Below are 17,819 nucleotides of genomic sequence, written 5' to 3'. Positions count from 1 at the left end.
ATTAATGCAGGATTTTGGCGAGGAAGTCTTTCGCACGATCGGACTGTGGATTGTTAAAGAAGTCGTCTTTCGGCGAATCCTCCACGATTTTCCCCTCATCCATAAAGATCACCCGGTTTGCCACCTTACGGGCGAAGCCCATTTCGTGGGTCACCACCATCATGGTCATCCCTTCATTCGCCAGTTCCACCATGACATCCAGCACTTCGTTGATCATCTCTGGATCCAGTGCCGAGGTGGGCTCATCGAACAGCATGGCGATCGGATCCATGCACAGCGCTCGGGCGATAGCCACACGCTGCTGCTGACCACCGGAAAGCTGACCTGGGTGCTTGTTAGCATGGGCTGACAGGCCCACGCGCTCTAACAGTTTCAGCCCCTTCTGACGGGCTTCTTCTTTGTTACGTTTCAGCACTTTTACCTGCGCCAGCGTCAGGTTCTCAACGATGGTCAGATGCGGGAACAGCTCGAAATGCTGGAAGACCATGCCGACTTTGGAACGCAATTGCGCCAGATTGGTCTTTTTGTCGTTGACGGCAGTGCCGTTGACTTCAATCTTACCTTCCTGAATCGGCTCTAAACCATTGACCGTTTTGATCAGCGTGGATTTACCGGAACCCGATGGGCCGCACACCACCACCACTTCGCCTTTTTTCACTTCGGTTGAGCAGTCGGTCAGCACCTGAAAGTGACCATACCACTTAGAAACATTTTTCAGGGTAATCATTTAAACCGTCCTTTTTTTCTTTAAATAGCTGACCAACAGCGAAGCACTAAGGCTGATAACGAAGTAGACAGCACCGGCAAACAGCACCATTTCAATTTCGGTGCCGTTGTTGATACCGATGGTGTCGGCCGTCCTGAAGAAGTCGGCCAGGCTGAGCACGTAAACCAGAGAGGTATCCTGGAACAGCACGATGCCCTGAGTCAGCAGCAACGGCACCATGGCACGGAACGCCTGAGGCAGGATAATCAACTGCATCGACTGCCAGCGCGTCATCCCTAATGCCAGCGCCGCTTTCCCCTGACCACCGGCAATACTGACAATACCGGCACGAATGATTTCAGAGTAATAAGCAGCTTCAAACAGAGAGAAGGCGACCATCGCCGAGATCAGGCGGATATCGGTTTTCGGCGACAGGCCAAGCACGTTCTGCAGGAAGCTCGGCACCACCAGATAGAACCACAACAGCACCATCACTAACGGCACCGAGCGGAACAGGTTGACGTAAAGGCGGGCAAACCAGCTGACAGGCTTGAAGCTCGACAGACGCATCACCGCCAGCAGCGTTCCCCAGACGATGCCAAAAATGATGGCCGTCACGGTAATTTTGAGGGTGATCACCATGCCGTTCATCAGATACGGCAGGTTAGGAGCAATGGTGCTCCAGTCAAATTCGTACATTATTTGCCTCCCATGCCGCCAGGCAGGCGAACCTTACGTTCGACCAGGCTCATCAGCAGCATAATCACAATATTGATGCCAACGTAGGCCAGCGTAATCGCGGTAAAGGATTCATAAGCGTGCGCCGAGTAATCCAGCAGCTTGCCTGCTTGTGCGGCCATATCGACCAGACCAATGGTCGAGGCGATGGCGGAGTTCTTCACCAGGTTCAGCATCTCTGAGGTCATTGGCGGCACAATCACGCGATAGGCGTTTGGTAACAGCACATAGCGGTAGGTTTGTGGCAGCGTCAGGCCCATCGCCAGACCGGCATTCTTCTGGCCTGATGGCAGCGACTGGATCGCCGCGCGAACCTGTTCGCACACGCGCGCGGCGGTAAACAGGCCGAGGCACAGCACCGAGCAGATAAAGAACTGAATATTGGGATCCAGCTCGGATTTGAACCAGGTGCCAATGCTTTCAGGCAGCAGTTCAGGGATCACCAGATACCAGATAAAGAATTGCACTATCAGCGGGATATTACGGAATAGCTCAACGTAACAGGTGCCGAGAGAGGAGAGCAGACGGTTGGGCACGGTGCGCAGAATACCAAACAGCGAACCGACCAAAAGGGCGATAATCCACGCGCAGACTGACACAGCAATGGTGACCTGAAAGCCGGACCACAGCCACCCCAGATAGGTGGTATTACCGAAGGGGGCCTGTTGCAGGAAAATACCCCAGTTCCAATCGATTGACATAAATAACTCCGGAAGAAAAAAAGGGTAGCGAAGCTACCCTGAAGATTGATGAGAGGCTCATTTGCACGTTATGGGGAACGACCACTTCGTACCTTTGCCTGACTATCCGGATGTGTGTTCCGGATGATTCAGGCTGTTGTCTGTCCGAGCCTGTTTTCAACAATCATAGGGCAACCAGCGGTCACCCTTATTTTCATTATTAGTTCAGTGCCTTGTCATTTGGCGTTTTGAATGTCGCTTTCATGTCGTCAGACAGGGCAAAGTTCATGTTGAGGTTTTTAGGTGGGATCGGGTTGCTGAACCACTTATCAAACCACTTCGACGCTTCACCTGAGGTCTGCGCTTTCGCAATGGTGTCATCCATCAGCTGTTTGAAGCCGGCGTCGTCTTTGCGCAGCATACAGCCGTAAGCTTCTTTCGACTGCGGCGTACCCACGATCACCCAGTTATCAGGTTTTTTAGCTTTAGCACGTTCGCCAGCCAGCAGGGCATCATCCATCATAAAGGCAACGGCACGACCACTTTCCAGCGTACGGAAGGAGTCGCCATGGTCTTTGGCGCTGATGATGCGCATGTCCATTTTCTTCTCGTCATTCAGCTTGTTCAGCAGAATTTCGGAAGTGGTACCGGAAGTGACGACAACCGTTTTGCCTTTCAGATCCGGGAAGTCTTTAATCGGGCTGCCTTTCTTCACCAGCAAACGGGTGCCGATAACAAAGATAGTGTCCGAGAAAGCGGCCTGTTTCTGGCGCTCAAGGTTATTGGTGGTTGAACCACACTCAAAATCGTAGGTGCCGTTTTGCAACAGTGGAATACGGTTCTGTGAGGTGACCGGCAGCATTTTCACCTGCAGATCGGGTTTGTTCAGTTTGGCTTTGATCGCGGCCACGATGGCGTTGGAATAATCCTGCGAGTAGCCGACCACTTTTTGCTGATTATCGTAGTAAGAGAAAGGAACAGAAGACTCACGGTGTCCCACGACAATGACGCCATTTTTAGCGATTTTGTCTAACGTGGGAGATTGTGATGCGTCTTCTGCATGGGCGATACCGGATGCAAGGCCAGCCAGTGCCAGGCACAAGCCTAATTTCCGTAATTTCATCTCCAACTCCTTCGTTTAATGGCGTCATAAAATTGCGCCGATTGTGATGTTATGTTTATTAACTGCTGCTTTTCTTTTTATCCCAGGACGTAACCGCCCCCTGAATAGTCATAACATAGCCGAATGTTAAAACGATGAAACAAGAAAGTTTCTTTTTTGCGAAGCGTGCCGCACCAAATAAAGGCATTGTTAAAAGCAATGCTCCGCCCTGGGGCAATGATTGAGCCACAATGGTGCGATAACGCTTATGCAAAGCTTTATGCAGACTAATCAGCGAGTTCGCTGGTAATGTTTTGCAATCGTCGTGCCAAAATGTTTTTGGTGAAACATTTAGCAGCAGGATCTGCTTTTAGAGGCAGGAGTAGGAGAAGGGCAAAAAAAAAACGCCGAACCCAAAGGTTCAGCGTTTTGATGTCGTGCTTTAACGCCTAACCGCGACGTCTGAAGCCGGTATTCACCGCACACACCGCAAACAGCAGGGTAACGATCCATACTGGCCAGTTACCAAAACGCGCATAGGGCGTCAGGCCCTGAGTCGGCGTGAGCTTGGTGGAAAGCACCGTCGCCTGGAATTGCGGGATCATCTCTTCGGCATCGCCATCAGCATTGATCACCGCCGTGACGCCGTTGTTGGTGTCGCGCAGCAGTGGCCTGCCCAATTCCAGGGCACGCATCCGCGCCATTTGGAAATGCTGCCATGGGCCAATAGAGTGGCCAAACCACGCATCGTTGGAGATGGTCAGCAGGAAGTCAGTATCCGGACGGAAATTATCCCGGACCTGCTGGCCCAATACGATCTCATAGCAGATTGCCGCAGTCAGATTGTAACCGGCCACCTTTAACTGAGGCTGAACATAGGCGCCACGGCTAAAGGAGGACATCGGCAAATCGAAAAACGGTGCCAGCGGACGCAGTAACGCTTCCAGCGGAACAAACTCGCCAAACGGCACCAGATGATTTTTCTGATAGCGGTTAGTGCTGAAGTAGTCGTAAGGTTTTTCCCCGCCGAGCACAATAATCGAGTTGTAATCGTGGTAGCGATTCTGTTCCAGACGTGAATCGACAATCCCGGTGATCAGGCTGCTACCCTTTGCCCGCAGTTCTGCATCCAGAGATTTCAGGAACGGCTGCTGGTTAGATTCCAGATCGGAAATGGCAGATTCAGGCCAGATAATAATCGGCGCTTTGCCTACGTAAGGCCGACTGAGTGAGGTATAGGTTTTCAGCGAGTTGATCAGCTGATTCGGATCCCACTTCATCGACTGCGGTATGTTGCCCTGCACCAGCGCAATATTCACTTCACGCTCGGGCATTGGCTGATACCAGCTAACCTGACGCAGCGGCCAGGGAAGCACCAGCAGCGCCAACGCAATCACTCCGGCGACCCAGTGACGTTTTACCGCAGCAAACACCGCCAGTCCGGAGATAACCATCAACGCGAAGGTAATGCCTTCAACGCCTGATAGCGGTCCCAGACCTTTCAGTGGCCCATCAATCTGGCTGTAACCAAACTGCAGCCATGGAAAACCGGTCAGGATCCACCCGCGCAGGAACTCGGTTATCTGCCATAAAACCGGCGCAGCAACCACCAGCCGAATCAGCGAGGTTTTTGGGAATAAGCGGTTAAGCAGGGCGGCAAACAGCATGGTGAACAGCGACAAATACGCCGCCAGCAGCACCACCAGGAACACGTTGACCGGCCCCGGCATGCCACCAAAGGTAGCGATACTGACATAGACCCAGTTTATGCCGCTACCAAACAGCCCCATGCCCCAGACAAAACCAATCGCCGTCGCCTGACGGGTAGAGCGGTTGAGGGTCAGAGCCAGTAAACCGGCCAGTGACACCAGCGCGGCAGGCCAAAAATCGTAAGGCGAAAACGCCAGGGTACCAAGGGCACCCGTGATCAGCGCTAAAAGCAGGCGAACCCGCTGGCGCTGGTACAGTGAGGCAATAGCCATAAGAAAATTATTCTTCCAGTGTCGGTTGCGGCGCGTTTTCCGGAATTCTGACGTGGACCTGAATGATGCGGCGGCTGTCGGCCATAGCGACCTTGAACTGATAGCCATCGATCTCAATGCTCTCCCCGCGGGCAGGCAAATGACCAAAGGCCTGCATCACAAGACCGCCGATAGTGTCGACCTCTTCATCGCTGAAGCTGGTTTCAAACACGTCATTGAAGTCTTCAATCGGCGTGAGCGCACGAATGGTGTAGGTATGACGACTCAGCTGGCGAATATCACGATCTTCTTCATCGTCATACTCATCTTCGATTTCGCCAACGATCAGCTCCAGAATATCTTCAATGGTGACCAGTCCTGAGACGCCGCCGAATTCATCGATCACAATCGCCATATGGTAGCGTTGGGAGCGGAACTCTTTCAGCATGCGGTCAACGCGCTTGCTCTCAGGCACCACGACCGCCTGACGCAGCACTTTTTCCACGCTGAACGGGGACGATCCGCTGCTCATAAACGGCAGCAAATCTTTGGCCATCAGAATGCCTTCAACATGATCTTTGTCTTCGCTGATCACCGGGTAACGGGAATGGGCGGATTCAATGATCACGTCCAGGCACTCTTCCAGTGACTGGTTGCGCTTCAGGGTTACCATCTGCGAGCGGGGGATCATGATGTCGCGAACGCGCTGCTCGGCAATATCCATCACGCCTTCAAGCATGTCGCGCGTGTCCGGATCGATCAGATCGTTCTGTTCGGAATCGCGGATCAGCTCCAGCAGTTCGTCGCGGTTTTTAGGCTCACCGTGGAACAGCTGGTTGAGGATAAGGGTGAAAAATCCCTTTTTGGTACTGGGACTGTCGTTGTTCTGTGAATGGTCATCGCTCATGGCGTTTTGGTTTGGTCACTCTTGTCATGTGTTGGGGTATCCCTGCCTGCCGGTTGCACAGGCCAGGGACATATCAGGCCAGTGGCCTGCTTAGGGGAACTCTTTCTCCGAAATGTACGGATCGTCATAACCAAGAGCAAGCATTATCTCGGTCTCGATCGATTCCATCTCGTCAGCTTCGTCATCTTCAATATGGTCATAGCCCAGTAAATGCAGACTGCCATGCACCACCATATGGGCCCAGTGTGCCAGTACCGGCTTCTCCTGCTCGGCCGCTTCTTTCTCCACTACCTGGCGACAAATAATCAGGTCGCCCAGCAGCGGAAGCTCAATCCCCGGCGGGGCTTCGAACGGAAAAGAGAGCACATTGGTCGGTTTATCTTTGCCGCGATAGGTGTGATTCAGCTCATGGCTTTCAGCTTCATCCACCACGCGCACCGTGACTTCGCTCTCTTCCTGGAACTGCGGCAAAACCGCTTCCAGCCAGCGGCGAAAATCAGATTCTGCCGGTAAGCCGGCGGGTTTTTCGCAGGCAAGTTGTAAATCGAGAATTACGGTGCTCATTTCTGCTCCTGCGCAGCCTGTTGCAGGGCCAGCGCGTCACGTTTGCGCTCTTCTGCCTGCGCATCTCGCCGTTTTTGATCGGCGGCTTCCCAGGCTTCATAAGCAATTACCACTCTTGCCACCACCGGGTGACGGACCACATCTTCACTGTGGAAGAAGTTAAAGCTGATCTCTTCTACACCGGAAAGCACTTCAATCGCATGACGCAGGCCAGACTTAAGGTTACGCGGCAGGTCAATTTGCGTGACGTCGCCGGTAATCACCGCTTTGGAGTTGAAGCCAATACGGGTCAGGAACATCTTCATCTGTTCGATAGTGGTGTTTTGGCTTTCATCGAGAATGATAAAAGCATCGTTCAGGGTACGCCCACGCATATAGGCGAGCGGCGCGACCTCAATCACGTTACGTTCGATCAGTTTCTCTACGCGCTCAAAGCCCAGCATTTCGAACAGGGCATCATAAAGCGGGCGCAGGTAGGGATCGACCTTCTGGCTCAAATCACCCGGCAGGAAGCCCAGCTTTTCGCCCGCTTCCACCGCCGGACGCGTCAACATGATGCGACGAACTTCCTGACGCTCCAGCGCATCAACCGCTGCAGCCACGGCCAGATAGGTTTTCCCCGTACCCGCCGGGCCGATGCCGAAGGTGATATCGTGGTCGAGGACATTGGCGACATACTGCGCCTGGTTCTGCGTGCGGGGCTTGATCACGCCACGCTTGGTCTTGATATTGACCGACTTGCCGAACTCAGGAATGCTTTCGGCACTTTGCTCCAGCACGCGGCTCTCTTTGATCGCCAGGTGAATTTGCTCAGGGTCGATATCCGGAATATGGCCACGCACCGGCGCGGTGTCCACATACAGGTCGCGCAGTATACGGGCAGCCGCATCAACAATCAGCGCTTTACCCACCAGCTTAAAAGCGTTGTCACGGCGGTTGATCTCGATCCCCAGACGGCGCTCAAGCTGTTTGATGTTGTCATCAAAGGGACCACACAGGCTCAGCAGGCGGGTGTTGTCTGTTGGCTCTAACGTAATTTCGCGTGTTTCAATATTCAAACTAATCCTTTGGGTCGCTCAGGGCCAGTTGAGGAGAATAATCAGAGGCTATCAACGCCGTCGGGTGCCGGGCCATAACGAAAGTATTTATGGCGCAACCGAAAGGCGCAAGCACTGAAGGAGATATTTGGGCTGCGCTTGCGGAAAGCAAGGGTAAGCCGATGATTTGTTGCGGCGAACCTGCGAGGTCCGCCGCAATTATTCGCGGGTTCAAGGCTGGAAAGTCCCGACGCCAAGCTCATTTTCTTTGCGTGTGCGGGCAATCACGGCTGACGGGGTCTCGACCGAACGCAGGGTCATCTGTTCTTCTTTCAGCACCACCACGCCGCGCATTGAGTTGGTATGAACCTCGACGATTTCAACATCGACGAACTTACCAATCATCTCTGGCGTCCCTTCGAAGTTCACCACTCGGTTACATTCGGTGCGTCCGGCCAGCTCCATCACGTTTCTGCGCGAGAGTCTTTCCACCAGGATACGCTGAACCGTGCCCAGCTTACTACGGCTCCAGTTCATCACCTGCTGGTTAATGCGCTGCTGCAGCAGCCACAGGCGCTCTTTTTTCTCTTCATCACTGACGTCGTCCGGTAAATCCGCAGCCGGCGTGCCTGGACGGGCAGAGTAGATAAAGCTGAAGCTGGTATCGAAATTTATTTCGCCAATCAGCTTCATGGTTTGCTCGAAGTCCTGCTGGGTTTCACCAGGGAAGCCGATGATAAAGTCCGAACTCATCTGCATCGCCGGACGCGCAGCCAACAGTTTACGGATCGTGGACTTGTATTCCAGCGCAGTATGGGAGCGCTTCATCAAGGTCAGAATGCGGTCCGAACCACTTTGCACCGGCAGATGCAGGAAGCTCACCAGCTCTGGCGTATCACGATAGACATCAATAATGTCGTCGGTGAATTCAATTGGGTGGCTGGTGGTGAAGCGAATGCGGTCAATGCCATCAATCGCGGCAACCAGACGCAGCAGGTCGGCGAAACAGCAGATCCCGCCGTCGAACGTTTCCCCACGATAGGCATTCACGTTCTGGCCAAGCAGGTTGACCTCTCGGACGCCCTGAGACGCCAGCTGAGCGATTTCAAACAGGATGTCATCGCTTGGACGGCTAACCTCTTCGCCACGCGTGTAAGGCACCACGCAGAAGGTACAATATTTGTTGCAGCCTTCCATGATCGAAACAAAAGCCGACGGGCCATCGGCGCGCGGCTCTGGCAGACGGTCAAACTTCTCAATTTCCGGGAAGCTGATATCGACGACCGGGCTTTTGGTGCCTTGCACGGTGTTGATCATTTCAGGCAGGCGGTGCAGCGTCTGCGGGCCAAAGACAATGTCCACACAGGGCGCACGCTGGCGAATCAGATCGCCTTCCTGTGACGCCACGCAGCCACCGACGCCGATCACCAGTTCAGGATTTTTCTCTTTCAGCAGTTTCCAGCGCCCAAGCTGATGGAACACTTTTTCCTGCGCCTTCTCACGAATTGAACAGGTATTGAGCAGCAGGACATCGGCCTCTTCAGCAACCTCTGTCAGGGTGTAGCCATGCGTGCTGTTTAACAGGTCCGCCATTTTTGATGAATCATATTCATTCATCTGGCAGCCCCAGGTTTTAATAAGAAGTTTTTTTGTCATCTGCTCGTAACCGCTAATAGGCCTGGAAAAATCCGGTACACTAAGGGTAACAGAATTAGCCCTGGCAAGGCCAGGTGAAGGGCGTTCGGATGGCCTCAAGGACAGGAATTTTATGACAGAAATGACGCAAAAATGGGATGTCACCGTAGTCGGTGGCGGAATGGTGGGTGCGGCTTTGGCCAGTGGGCTGGCCGCGCAGGGATTCAAGGTCGCAGTGCTGGAGCCACATGAACCTGCTGAGTTTGACGCCGACAGCAATCCGGATGTGCGGATCTCGGCGATTGGTGCCGCGTCTGTTGCGCTGCTGAAGCAGCTTGAAGTATGGCCGTTGATACAAAGAATGCGCTGCACCCCTTATCGCAAACTCGAAACCTGGGAGTGGCACACGGCGCAGGTGAATTTTGATGCGCAGTCACTGGGTCTGCCAGAGCTGGGCTATATGGTTGAGAACAGCGTATTGCAGCGGGCGTTGTGGCAACGCTTGCAGCAGGAGGGGGTGGAGCTGATTTCTCCGGCCAGATTGCAGGCGATGCAGCCTGGTAACGGCGGATGGCAGTTAACCTTAGAGAATGGTGACAGGCTGTTGACGAAGTTGGTGGTGGGCGCGGACGGGGCCAACTCGCAGGTTCGCCAGCTGGCGGGAATGGGGATCCGTGGCTGGAATTACGCACAGTCCTGTATGTTGATCAGCGTGCGCTGTGAACAGGATGCGGGCGACTGCACCTGGCAGCAGTTTACGCCGGATGGCCCACGGGCATTTCTGCCGTTGTTCGACCGTTGGGCATCGCTGGTCTGGTACGACAGCCCGGCCAGAATACGCCAGCTTCAGGCGATGAATATGGCGCAGCTTGGCCAGCAGATCGCCACCCATTTCCCGGCGCGTCTGGGAAAGGTCACGCCGGTTTCAGCAGGCTCTTTCCCCCTGGTTCGCCGCCACGCCACGCGCTATGTGCTGTCGGGGCTGGCGCTGGTCGGTGATGCCGCGCATACCATCAACCCGCTGGCCGGGCAGGGCGTTAATCTGGGCTATCGCGACGTGGATGCGCTGATTGATACGCTGGTGGCATCACGCGACCGCGCGGAAGACTGGGCATCGGAAGGGGTACTCAAGCGTTATCAACGTAAGCGTCAGACTGATAATCTGCTGATGCAAAGTGGCATGGACCTGTTCTACTTCGCATTCAGCACGCCGGTTGCGCCTTTACGGATTGTGCGTAACCTGGGGCTGATGGTGGCAGAACGTTCGGGCGTGTTGAAACGTCAGGCATTGAAGTACGCGCTGGGATTGTAACTCTCGGGCGAGATTCATGGGTTGTGGTGGCAGGTTGTCACCACTCCGTGCTGGTAAATGTCTTTGAGAAGAGACAAACGTCAGACGTAAAAAAGCCCGCTTTAGCGGGCTTCTTCACTTACTGGCTGGGGTGCAGGGATTCGAACCCCGGAATGCTGGTATCAGAAACCAGTGCCTTACCGCTTGGCGACACCCCAATTAGGTGTTGCGATCTGCGCTGCAAATCGTCTTTTTATGGCTGGGGTGCAGGGATTCGAACCCCGGAATGCTGGTATCAGAAACCAGTGCCTTACCGCTTGGCGACACCCCAATAAAATTGGTGGCTACTACGGGAATCGAACCTGTGACCCCAGCATTATGAGTGCTGTGCTCTAACCAGCTGAGCTAAGTAGCCTAATTTTACTGCGTCTAACTGTACATCGTGTTCTTTCAGTCTGGCTGGGATACCTGGATTCGAACCAGGGAATGCCGGTATCAAAAACCGGTGCCTTACCGCTTGGCGATATCCCAATGTCCGTTTCAAAGCACAAAAACCATCAGAAAAAACTGGCTGGGGTACCTGGATTCGAACCAGGGAATGCCGGTATCAAAAACCGGTGCCTTACCGCTTGGCGATACCCCATCCGTGCAAAACCGTTTTGGAAATGGTGCGGGAGGCGAGACTTGAACTCGCACACCTTGCGGCGCCAGAACCTAAATCTGGTGCGTCTACCAATTTCGCCACTCCCGCAAAAAAGATGGTGGCTACGACGGGAATCGAACCTGTGACCCCAGCATTATGAGTGCTGTGCTCTAACCAGCTGAGCTACGTAGCCATCTTTTTTTCGCGTTACCTTCATCGGCGTTGCGGGGCGCATTATGCGGAGTTGACCTGTTAGCGTCAACAATTTTTTTAGCGTTTTTTCCCAGAAACCTGTCGTTTGTCTGGCTTATAACCAGCCTGGCGAATAAATCAGCAAAATATGAAGGTAATCAGCGAATTTCTCAAAAATAACGGGCCGCTGGCGGCCCGTTTTCTCACCCAAAGCAGTCGCTTATTTGTAAGCTGACTGGTGAACGCCTACCGCGCGCCCAGACGGATCGTCCATGGTTTTGAACGCTTCGTCCCACTCAATAGCTTTTGCTGACGAACAGGCCACTGACGGGCCGCCAGGCACGCATTCAGCAGCGCTTGCCAGAGGGAACTGCTCTTCAAAGATTTCACGGTACAAATAGCCTTCTTTTGAGGTCGGCGTGTTGTAAGGGAAACGGAAGTGAGCCGTCTGCAGTTGCTGATCGCTGACCTGCTTCGCCGCGACTTCTTTCAGCGTATCAATCCAGCTGTAGCCAACGCCGTCAGAGAACTGCTCTTTCTGGCGCCAGGCAACGCTTTCCGGCAGATAAGAGGAGAAGCATTCGCGCAGAATGTGTTTTTCCATTTTGCCGTTGGTGCCGCACAGCTTGTCCGCAGGGTTGATGCGCATCGCCACGTCGAGGAATTTTTTATCCAGGAAAGGAACGCGCGCTTCCACGCCCCAGGCCGACATCGCTTTGTTGGCACGCGCACAGTCAAACATATGCAGCGCCAGCAGTTTACGGACGTTTTCTTCATGGAATTCTTTGGCGTTCGGCGCCTTATGGAAGTACAGGTAGCCGCCAAACACTTCATCAGCCCCTTCGCCAGACAACACCATCTTAATGCCCATCGCTTTGATCTTACGTGACATCAGGTACATCGGCGTGGAAGCACGGATAGTGGTCACGTCATAGGTTTCAATGTGATAGATCACATCGCGGATCGCATCCAGACCTTCCTGCACGGTGAAATGGATCTCGTGGTGCACGGTACCCAGATGTTCAGCAACAGATTTAGCCGCTTTCAAATCCGGCGAACCTTCCAGACCGACGGCAAAGGAGTGCAGCTGCGGCCACCAGGCTTCGCTTTTATCCTGATCCTCTACACGCTTGGCGGCGTATTTTTTGGTCACAGCAGAGATGATGGACGAGTCCAGACCGCCAGACAGCAGCACGCCGTAAGGCACGTCTGACATCAGGTGGCTTTTAACTGCTTCTTCCAGCGCATCTTTCAGCTCAACGGCGTCGGTTTTATTGTGTTCAACGGCTTCATAGCTGAACCAGTCACGCTGCCAGTAACGGCGGATTTCCCCGTCGGTGCTGGACATGTAGCTTCCTGGAGGGAACTCTTTGATTGATTTGCACACCGGCACCAGCGCTTTCATTTCTGAAGCAACGAACAGGTTGCCGTGCTCATCGTTGCCCATATAAAGCGGGATAATACCAATATGGTCACGACCAATCAGGTAGGTGTTTTTCACGCTGTCATACAGGATAAACGCGAACATGCCTTGCAGATCGTCGAGGAAATCAACGCCCTTTTCCTGATACAGCGCCAGAATCACTTCACAGTCTGATTCTGTCTGGAATTCGTAGCGATCGCTCAGCTCTGCACGCAGCGCCTGATGGTTATAAATCTCACCGTTCACGGCCAGAACATGGGTATGGGCTGCGTTATAAAGTGGCTGAGCACCGTTGTTGACGTCAACAATCGACAGACGCTCGTGCGCCAGAATCGCGTTATCATTGGCATAGACGCCGGACCAGTCCGGGCCACGGTGACGCATCAGACGGGAAAGCTCGAGGGCTTTCTTACGCAGTTCAACAGGATCGCTTTTGAGATCCAGTACACCAAAAATAGAACACATAGCTAACTCCCTAACGACATCCCTGAACGGTGATGATGATGATTCGTGAATAAACCAGAGCGACAGTTATCGCCGATGTATAAGAAAATGCTCTATATCATCGATGTGAGCAAGCGTTTTAGCTTTTCTCTGAAAAATAGTCTGTTGACCTGCGGTAAATGTTGATGGATCCACAAAGAATCGCGGTGTTTATTGTTGAATCGATAATTATTTGATGGGGGTGGCTGAATTTTGAGCAGGGGCAGGGCAATAAAAAGCCCGACGCGCTGGCCGGGCTGATATTCAGATAATGTCGATATCGGCAACCGAGGGATAAATCCAGCTCGGTCGGAACGGCATGGCGTCCACGTCACTGAGGGTGGAAACCCCTGACAGCACCAGGATGGTTTCCAGACCCGCCTGGAAGCCGGCCAGAATATCCGTGCGCAGGTTGTCTCCGACGATCACCGTTTCTTCCGAATGGGCCTGCATCTTGTTTAAGGCAGCGCGGATAATCCATGGGCTGGGCTTGCCGACATAGAACGGCTGGCGGCCGGAGATCTTCTCAATCCCGGCGCAAAGGGCGCCACAGGCAGGGACAAAGCCGCGTGCATGGGTGTCGGGATTGGTGGCAATAAAGCGCGCGCCATTGGCAACATGGAAGGCGGCCTTATGCATCATATCCCAGTTAAAGGAACGCGTTTCGCCCACGATAACGAAATCCGGGTTGACGTCAGTAATGGTAAAACCGGCTTTATACAGCTCATGGATCAGCGCGCCTTCACCAACAACATAGGCTTTTTTCCCTTCCTGGCGGCGCAGGAAATCGGCCGTTGCCATTGCGGAGGTATAAAAGACGCTATCCGGCAGATCGATCCCGGCAGAAGCAAAACGGTTCGCAAGATCCATTGAGGTCTGGGAAGGGTAGTTGGTCAGCACCACCAGCGGCATGCCTTTTTCCATGATCCGCTGCAGGAACTCATTGGCGCCAGGCACGGCGGTGTTGTCATGCATTAGTACGCCATCGATATCGCAGATGACATTTTTTATTGTGGCAGTTTCACTGTCCGACAGGGTCAAAGCGCTCATTAACCTTCCAGTAAATGTTGTAATAAGATGCCGTTAAGCATGGCCCGTTTCGCCAGCGCAAACGCGCCAATGGCAGAACGATGATCAATCTCTGAGCGTACCACCGGCAGATTCTTGCGGAAAGCTTTCAGAACCTGAGTATTGATACAGCCCTCTATGGCCGCCAACAGCACTTTATCGGCTTCGGTAATTTCACCGGCAATCACCACTTTCTGCGGATTGAACAGGTTGATGGCAATCGCAATCGCCTTGCCAAGGTGCCGCCCAACGTAATCGATAACTTCCACTGCCAACGCATCGCCCCGGTTGGCGGCTTTGCAAATCTTCGGCATCTGACAGTCATCCAGCGTCAGCGAGCTGGGGTAGCCCTGTGTGAGCAGATGGCGCACCCTGTTTTCAATAGCACCATTGGCGGCGATGGTTTCCAGACAGCCAAAGTTGCCACAGTGGCAGCGTTCACCGAGCGCATCGACCTGAATATGTCCCAACTCGCCAACATTGCCGTTGCTGCCGAGGAAAATATGGCCATTGGCGATAATGCCGGCGCCGGTTCCACGGTGAACGCGCACCAAAATGGAGTCGGCACAATCGCGTGATGCACCAAAGTAGTGCTCTGCGAGGGCGAGGCTGCGGATATCGTGACCGACAAAGCTGGTGACGTTAAAGCGCTTTTGCAGATTCGCCACTAACGGCCAGTGATGAACATGGATATGCGGCATGTATTTAATCACACCGTTATTTGGATCAACCAGGCCGGGAAGAATGACCGAGATGGCGATCAGTTCACGCACCTTGCGCTGGTGCTGCTCGCTGAAGCTGGCGATGGCATTGAAGAGGGCATTTTCCAGCGTTTCCTGGGTGCGTTCCGGCAGCGCGTAGTCTTCCTGCGCCAGCGATTTTCCGCTCAGGTCGAATAAGGTCAGGGTGGCATCGCTGCGGCCAAGACGCACACCGATGGTGTGGAAGCCGCGGGTTTCAGTAATGATGGAAATCGCGCGGCGGCCTCCGGTAGAGGCCTGCTGATCGACTTCTTTGATCAGCCCACGTTCAATCAGTTGGCGGGTGATTTTGGTGACGCTGGCGGGGGCTAACTGGCTATGCTCAGCAATCTGGATGCGCGAAATCGGCCCTTGCTGGTCGATAAGCCGGTAAACGGCCGCGCTGTTGAGTTGCTTAACTAAATCGACATTTCCTATTTGAGCCTGGCCGCCAGTGGTCATACAGTATCTACTCGCTTAAGACTTCGTCACCATTAACGATAGTCTGGATTATTTTGTAGTCACGGGTGAAAACAGTCAGGTTAGCCACTTTTCCGGCTTCGATCGATCCTAACTTTTTCTCAACACCCATAGCCCGTGCAGGGTACAACGTTGCCATTCGCAGCGTTTCGTCCAGTGAGATACCAACATGTTCAACGCTGTTCGCGACAGCTTCAATCATAGTCAGCGCCGAACCACTGAGCGTACCGTTCTCGTCAACGCAGAGTCCATCGCGATAGTATATTGTTTTTCCTGCAAAAATGAACTGGTCAATGGATGCACCCGCCGGTGCGGTGGCATCGGTCACCAGGATCAGTTTGTCGCCTTTGATGCGTTTGGCATTACGGATGTTAGCGTAGTGAACATGTAAACCGTCAGCAATGATACCGCAGTAGACATTAGGCGAATCAAACAGCGCCCCAATCAGGCCCGGCTCACGGCCGGTAATGGTTGGCATGGCGTTATATAGATGGGTCGCGAAGCTGACGCCGGCGCTGATGCCGATGCGCGCTTCATCATGGGTCGCATGCGAGTGCCCGGCGGAGATAACGATACCGGCTTCGCTGAGCTGACGGATCACCGCACTGTCAACCTGCTCAGGCGCCAGGGTGATTTTACCGATCACATCCGCATTAGCGCAAAGAAACTCCACCAGCGCCGGCTCGGGCGTGCGGATCAATTTAGGGTCATGGGTGCCCGGTTTTCTTGGGCTTAACCATGGGCCTTCAAGATGTAAACCCAGCGCTTTATTGGCATTTTGCGCCAGATAAGCACGCATCACTTCCACCGCACGCTTCATCATCTCGTCGGTGCTGGTAATCAGGGTTGGCAGATAGCTGGTGCAACCAGAGCGTTCATTGGCCTGCTGCATGGTGGTCAGCGTTTCGACGCTCAGCGCGTTGATATCATCATTAAACTGGACGCCACCACAGCCGTTCAGCTGCAGATCGATAAAGCCGGGAGCAATTATCGCACCACCCACGTCACGCGTTGTAACGCCAGCAGGAATATCACTCAGGGCGCAAACGCGCTCAATCATGCCATCTGCAATGATAACAGCATGATTATCCAGTATTTCGTGGCCGGTATAGATTCGGCCATGGGTTAATGCGTACATAATTTTCTCCCGGCTAATTCCAACGTGGTTTACAGATTTTTGACGTTTTCTGCTTCCATCTCGCGGAAATATTTAACAGTTTTGACTTTCAGTTCCATGGTTGCTGGCTCATCACAGACCACCACAGATTTGGCGTGCAGCTGAAGGCAGCTGATAGTCCACATATGGTTCACATTGCCTTCAACCGCGGCCTGCAGCGCCTGCGCTTTAACATGGCCAATCACCAGAATCATCACTTCTTCGGCATCTAACAGCGTACCCACGCCGACAGTCAGCGCATATTTCGGCACCTGATCCACATCGCCATCGAAGAAGCGTGAGTTGGCCACGCGCGTGTCATGCGTCAGGGTTTTGATGCGGGTACGTGAAGCCAGAGATGAAGCAGGTTCGTTAAAAGCAATGTGACCGTCGTTGCCGACACCGCCCATAAACAAATTAATTTTACCGTAGGAACGGATCTTCTCTTCATACTGGCGACATTCTGCGTCAATATCTGGCGCATTGCCATTCAGAAGGTTGATGTTTTCCGGTTTAATATCAACGTGATCGAAAAAGTTGCGGTACATGAAGCTGTGATAGCTTTCCGGGTGCTCTTTTGGCAGGCCGACATATTCGTCCATATTAAAGGTCACCACATTTTTAAAGCTAACCTGGCCTGCTTTATGCATATCGATTAAATGCTTGTACGCTTCCAGTGGGGTCCCACCGGTTGGCAGACCGAGGACGAAAGGACGGTCCGCGGTCGGGTTGAAAGCGTTAATGCGATTGACGATATGGCGGGCGGCCCATTTTCCAACCTGGGTCGGGGTAGCTAAAGGAATCAGTCTCATGTTTCACCTCATAGTAACAAGCAGTTTTAAGGGAGTCAGACGGTGTCCGGGGATCAGTTAGGCTTAAGCGTAACGCGCCCTGTCCGGTATCGGCGAGGAATAAATCCGTCTTGATAATTCGGATCATAAAATAAGTTTGAGGTGATAGCCAGCCTGACAGCTATTTTTGTCTGTGATTAGGTGATAAAAGTCACAAACAGA

At 53.3% G+C, this 17,819-nt stretch carries 15 protein-coding genes and 7 tRNA genes; 1 reads left to right on the top strand and 21 read right to left on the bottom strand.

Features of this window, described 5'->3' with window-relative positions; genetic code table 11:
- Position 1: 1 nt before the first annotated feature.
- From AC1UKS_RS15530 to miaB, 9 genes are all read right to left on the bottom strand, one after another.
- On the bottom strand, positions 2-727 hold the full coding sequence (locus AC1UKS_RS15530; RefSeq protein WP_013201281.1) for an amino acid ABC transporter ATP-binding protein: 726 nt from the start codon (positions 725-727) through the stop codon (positions 2-4).
- Positions 728-1,405 carry a glutamate/aspartate ABC transporter permease GltK gene (gltK, locus tag AC1UKS_RS15525; RefSeq protein WP_482434369.1) on the bottom strand — a complete coding sequence of 226 codons (678 nt, stop codon included), beginning with the start codon at positions 1,403-1,405 and terminating at the stop codon, positions 728-730.
- Positions 1,405-2,145 (bottom strand): amino acid ABC transporter permease, encoded by a 741-nt coding sequence (locus tag AC1UKS_RS15520; RefSeq protein WP_265911725.1) that lies wholly within the window; start codon positions 2,143-2,145, stop codon positions 1,405-1,407. Before AC1UKS_RS15520 ends, gltK begins: the two co-directional genes overlap by 1 nt.
- A 199-nt stretch (positions 2,146-2,344) precedes the next feature.
- Positions 2,345-3,247: an amino acid ABC transporter substrate-binding protein gene (locus AC1UKS_RS15515; RefSeq protein WP_013201284.1), complete on the bottom strand. Its 903-nt coding sequence runs from the start codon at positions 3,245-3,247 to the stop codon at positions 2,345-2,347.
- 428 nt (positions 3,248-3,675) lie between these two features.
- A complete protein-coding gene (gene lnt, locus AC1UKS_RS15510; protein WP_482434368.1) occupies positions 3,676-5,208 on the bottom strand; it encodes an apolipoprotein N-acyltransferase in 1,533 nt (510 codons plus the stop codon).
- 7 nt (positions 5,209-5,215) lie between these two features.
- Complete coding sequence (corC, locus tag AC1UKS_RS15505; protein WP_265911728.1) at positions 5,216-6,094, bottom strand: CNNM family magnesium/cobalt transport protein CorC; 879 nt, start codon at positions 6,092-6,094, stop codon at positions 5,216-5,218.
- A gap of 90 nt (positions 6,095-6,184) precedes the next feature.
- On the bottom strand, positions 6,185-6,658 hold the full coding sequence (ybeY, locus tag AC1UKS_RS15500; protein WP_265911729.1) for an rRNA maturation RNase YbeY: 474 nt from the start codon (positions 6,656-6,658) through the stop codon (positions 6,185-6,187).
- The gene (locus AC1UKS_RS15495) at positions 6,655-7,716 is read right to left on the bottom strand and encodes a PhoH family protein (RefSeq protein ID WP_053146117.1); all 1,062 of its coding nucleotides are present in this window, start codon (positions 7,714-7,716) and stop codon (positions 6,655-6,657) included. Before AC1UKS_RS15495 ends, ybeY begins: the two co-directional genes overlap by 4 nt.
- A 210-nt stretch (positions 7,717-7,926) precedes the next feature.
- Positions 7,927-9,351 carry a tRNA (N6-isopentenyl adenosine(37)-C2)-methylthiotransferase MiaB gene (gene miaB / locus AC1UKS_RS15490; protein ID WP_482434366.1) on the bottom strand — a complete coding sequence of 475 codons (1,425 nt, stop codon included), beginning with the start codon at positions 9,349-9,351 and terminating at the stop codon, positions 7,927-7,929.
- A gap of 112 nt (positions 9,352-9,463) precedes the next feature.
- Here miaB and ubiF point away from each other — a divergent pair, with 112 nt between their 5' ends.
- Positions 9,464-10,642 carry a 3-demethoxyubiquinol 3-hydroxylase gene (gene ubiF / locus AC1UKS_RS15485; RefSeq protein ID WP_482434364.1) on the top strand — a complete coding sequence of 393 codons (1,179 nt, stop codon included), beginning with the start codon at positions 9,464-9,466 and terminating at the stop codon, positions 10,640-10,642.
- Between the two features lie 122 nt (positions 10,643-10,764).
- Here ubiF and AC1UKS_RS15480 read toward each other — a convergent pair.
- The 12 genes from AC1UKS_RS15480 to nagB all read right to left on the bottom strand — a co-directional run bounded on the left by AC1UKS_RS15480 (position 10,765) and on the right by nagB (position 17,618).
- A tRNA-Gln gene (locus AC1UKS_RS15480) sits at positions 10,765-10,839 on the bottom strand.
- A 38-nt stretch (positions 10,840-10,877) separates the two neighbouring features.
- Positions 10,878-10,952 (bottom strand) — tRNA-Gln (locus AC1UKS_RS15475).
- 7 nt (positions 10,953-10,959) lie between these two features.
- Positions 10,960-11,036, bottom strand: a tRNA-Met gene (locus tag AC1UKS_RS15470).
- A gap of 41 nt (positions 11,037-11,077) precedes the next feature.
- A tRNA-Gln gene (locus AC1UKS_RS15465) sits at positions 11,078-11,152 on the bottom strand.
- Positions 11,153-11,189: 37 nt separating this feature from the next.
- Positions 11,190-11,264 (bottom strand) — tRNA-Gln (locus tag AC1UKS_RS15460).
- A gap of 23 nt (positions 11,265-11,287) precedes the next feature.
- Positions 11,288-11,372 (bottom strand) — tRNA-Leu (locus tag AC1UKS_RS15455).
- A gap of 8 nt (positions 11,373-11,380) precedes the next feature.
- Positions 11,381-11,457 (bottom strand) — tRNA-Met (locus AC1UKS_RS15450).
- A 219-nt stretch (positions 11,458-11,676) separates the two neighbouring features.
- The gene (gene asnB / locus AC1UKS_RS15445) at positions 11,677-13,344 is read right to left on the bottom strand and encodes an asparagine synthase B (protein ID WP_482434363.1); all 1,668 of its coding nucleotides are present in this window, start codon (positions 13,342-13,344) and stop codon (positions 11,677-11,679) included.
- A 282-nt stretch (positions 13,345-13,626) separates the two neighbouring features.
- Positions 13,627-14,412, bottom strand: a complete 786-nt coding sequence (locus AC1UKS_RS15440) for an HAD-IIA family hydrolase (RefSeq protein ID WP_265911733.1) — start codon at positions 14,410-14,412, stop codon at positions 13,627-13,629.
- The gene (gene nagC / locus AC1UKS_RS15435) at positions 14,412-15,632 is read right to left on the bottom strand and encodes a DNA-binding transcriptional regulator NagC (protein WP_013201293.1); all 1,221 of its coding nucleotides are present in this window, start codon (positions 15,630-15,632) and stop codon (positions 14,412-14,414) included. The genes AC1UKS_RS15440 and nagC overlap by 1 nt, the downstream gene beginning before the upstream one ends.
- Before the next feature lie 7 nt (positions 15,633-15,639).
- A complete protein-coding gene (gene nagA / locus AC1UKS_RS15430; RefSeq protein ID WP_105759487.1) occupies positions 15,640-16,788 on the bottom strand; it encodes an N-acetylglucosamine-6-phosphate deacetylase in 1,149 nt (382 codons plus the stop codon).
- A gap of 29 nt (positions 16,789-16,817) precedes the next feature.
- Positions 16,818-17,618 (bottom strand): glucosamine-6-phosphate deaminase, encoded by an 801-nt coding sequence (nagB, locus tag AC1UKS_RS15425; RefSeq protein ID WP_013201295.1) that lies wholly within the window; start codon positions 17,616-17,618, stop codon positions 16,818-16,820.
- Positions 17,619-17,819: the final 201 nt, after the last annotated feature.

The organism is Erwinia sp. AK-PDG3-5 (assembly GCF_056821705.1).
Note: the sequence above shows the minus strand (reverse complement) of the source record. Positions and strands in the feature narration are given on the sequence as shown.

What these genes read in the sequence shown, in the direction of transcription:
- AC1UKS_RS15530 (WP_013201281.1), bottom strand. Translation starts at nt 727, where the DNA reads ATGATTACCCTGAAAAATGTTTCTAAGTGGTATGGTCACTTTCAGGTG.
- gltK (WP_482434369.1), bottom strand. Translation starts at nt 1,405, where the DNA reads ATGTACGAATTTGACTGGAGCACCATTGCTCCTAACCTGCCGTATCTG.
- AC1UKS_RS15520 (WP_265911725.1), bottom strand. Translation starts at nt 2,145, where the DNA reads ATGTCAATCGATTGGAACTGGGGTATTTTCCTGCAACAGGCCCCCTTC.
- AC1UKS_RS15515 (WP_013201284.1), bottom strand. Translation starts at nt 3,247, where the DNA reads ATGAAATTACGGAAATTAGGCTTGTGCCTGGCACTGGCTGGCCTTGCA.
- lnt (WP_482434368.1), bottom strand. Translation starts at nt 5,208, where the DNA reads ATGGCTATTGCCTCACTGTACCAGCGCCAGCGGGTTCGCCTGCTTTTA.
- corC (WP_265911728.1), bottom strand. Translation starts at nt 6,094, where the DNA reads ATGAGCGATGACCATTCACAGAACAACGACAGTCCCAGTACCAAAAAG.
- ybeY (WP_265911729.1), bottom strand. Translation starts at nt 6,658, where the DNA reads ATGAGCACCGTAATTCTCGATTTACAACTTGCCTGCGAAAAACCCGCC.
- miaB (WP_482434366.1), bottom strand. Translation starts at nt 9,351, where the DNA reads ATGACAAAAAAACTTCTTATTAAAACCTGGGGCTGCCAGATGAATGAA.
- ubiF (WP_482434364.1), top strand. Translation starts at nt 9,464, where the DNA reads ATGACAGAAATGACGCAAAAATGGGATGTCACCGTAGTCGGTGGCGGA.
- asnB (WP_482434363.1), bottom strand. Translation starts at nt 13,344, where the DNA reads ATGTGTTCTATTTTTGGTGTACTGGATCTCAAAAGCGATCCTGTTGAA.
- AC1UKS_RS15440 (WP_265911733.1), bottom strand. Translation starts at nt 14,412, where the DNA reads ATGAGCGCTTTGACCCTGTCGGACAGTGAAACTGCCACAATAAAAAAT.
- nagC (WP_013201293.1), bottom strand. Translation starts at nt 15,632, where the DNA reads ATGACCACTGGCGGCCAGGCTCAAATAGGAAATGTCGATTTAGTTAAG.
- nagA (WP_105759487.1), bottom strand. Translation starts at nt 16,788, where the DNA reads ATGTACGCATTAACCCATGGCCGAATCTATACCGGCCACGAAATACTG.
- nagB (WP_013201295.1), bottom strand. Translation starts at nt 17,618, where the DNA reads ATGAGACTGATTCCTTTAGCTACCCCGACCCAGGTTGGAAAATGGGCC.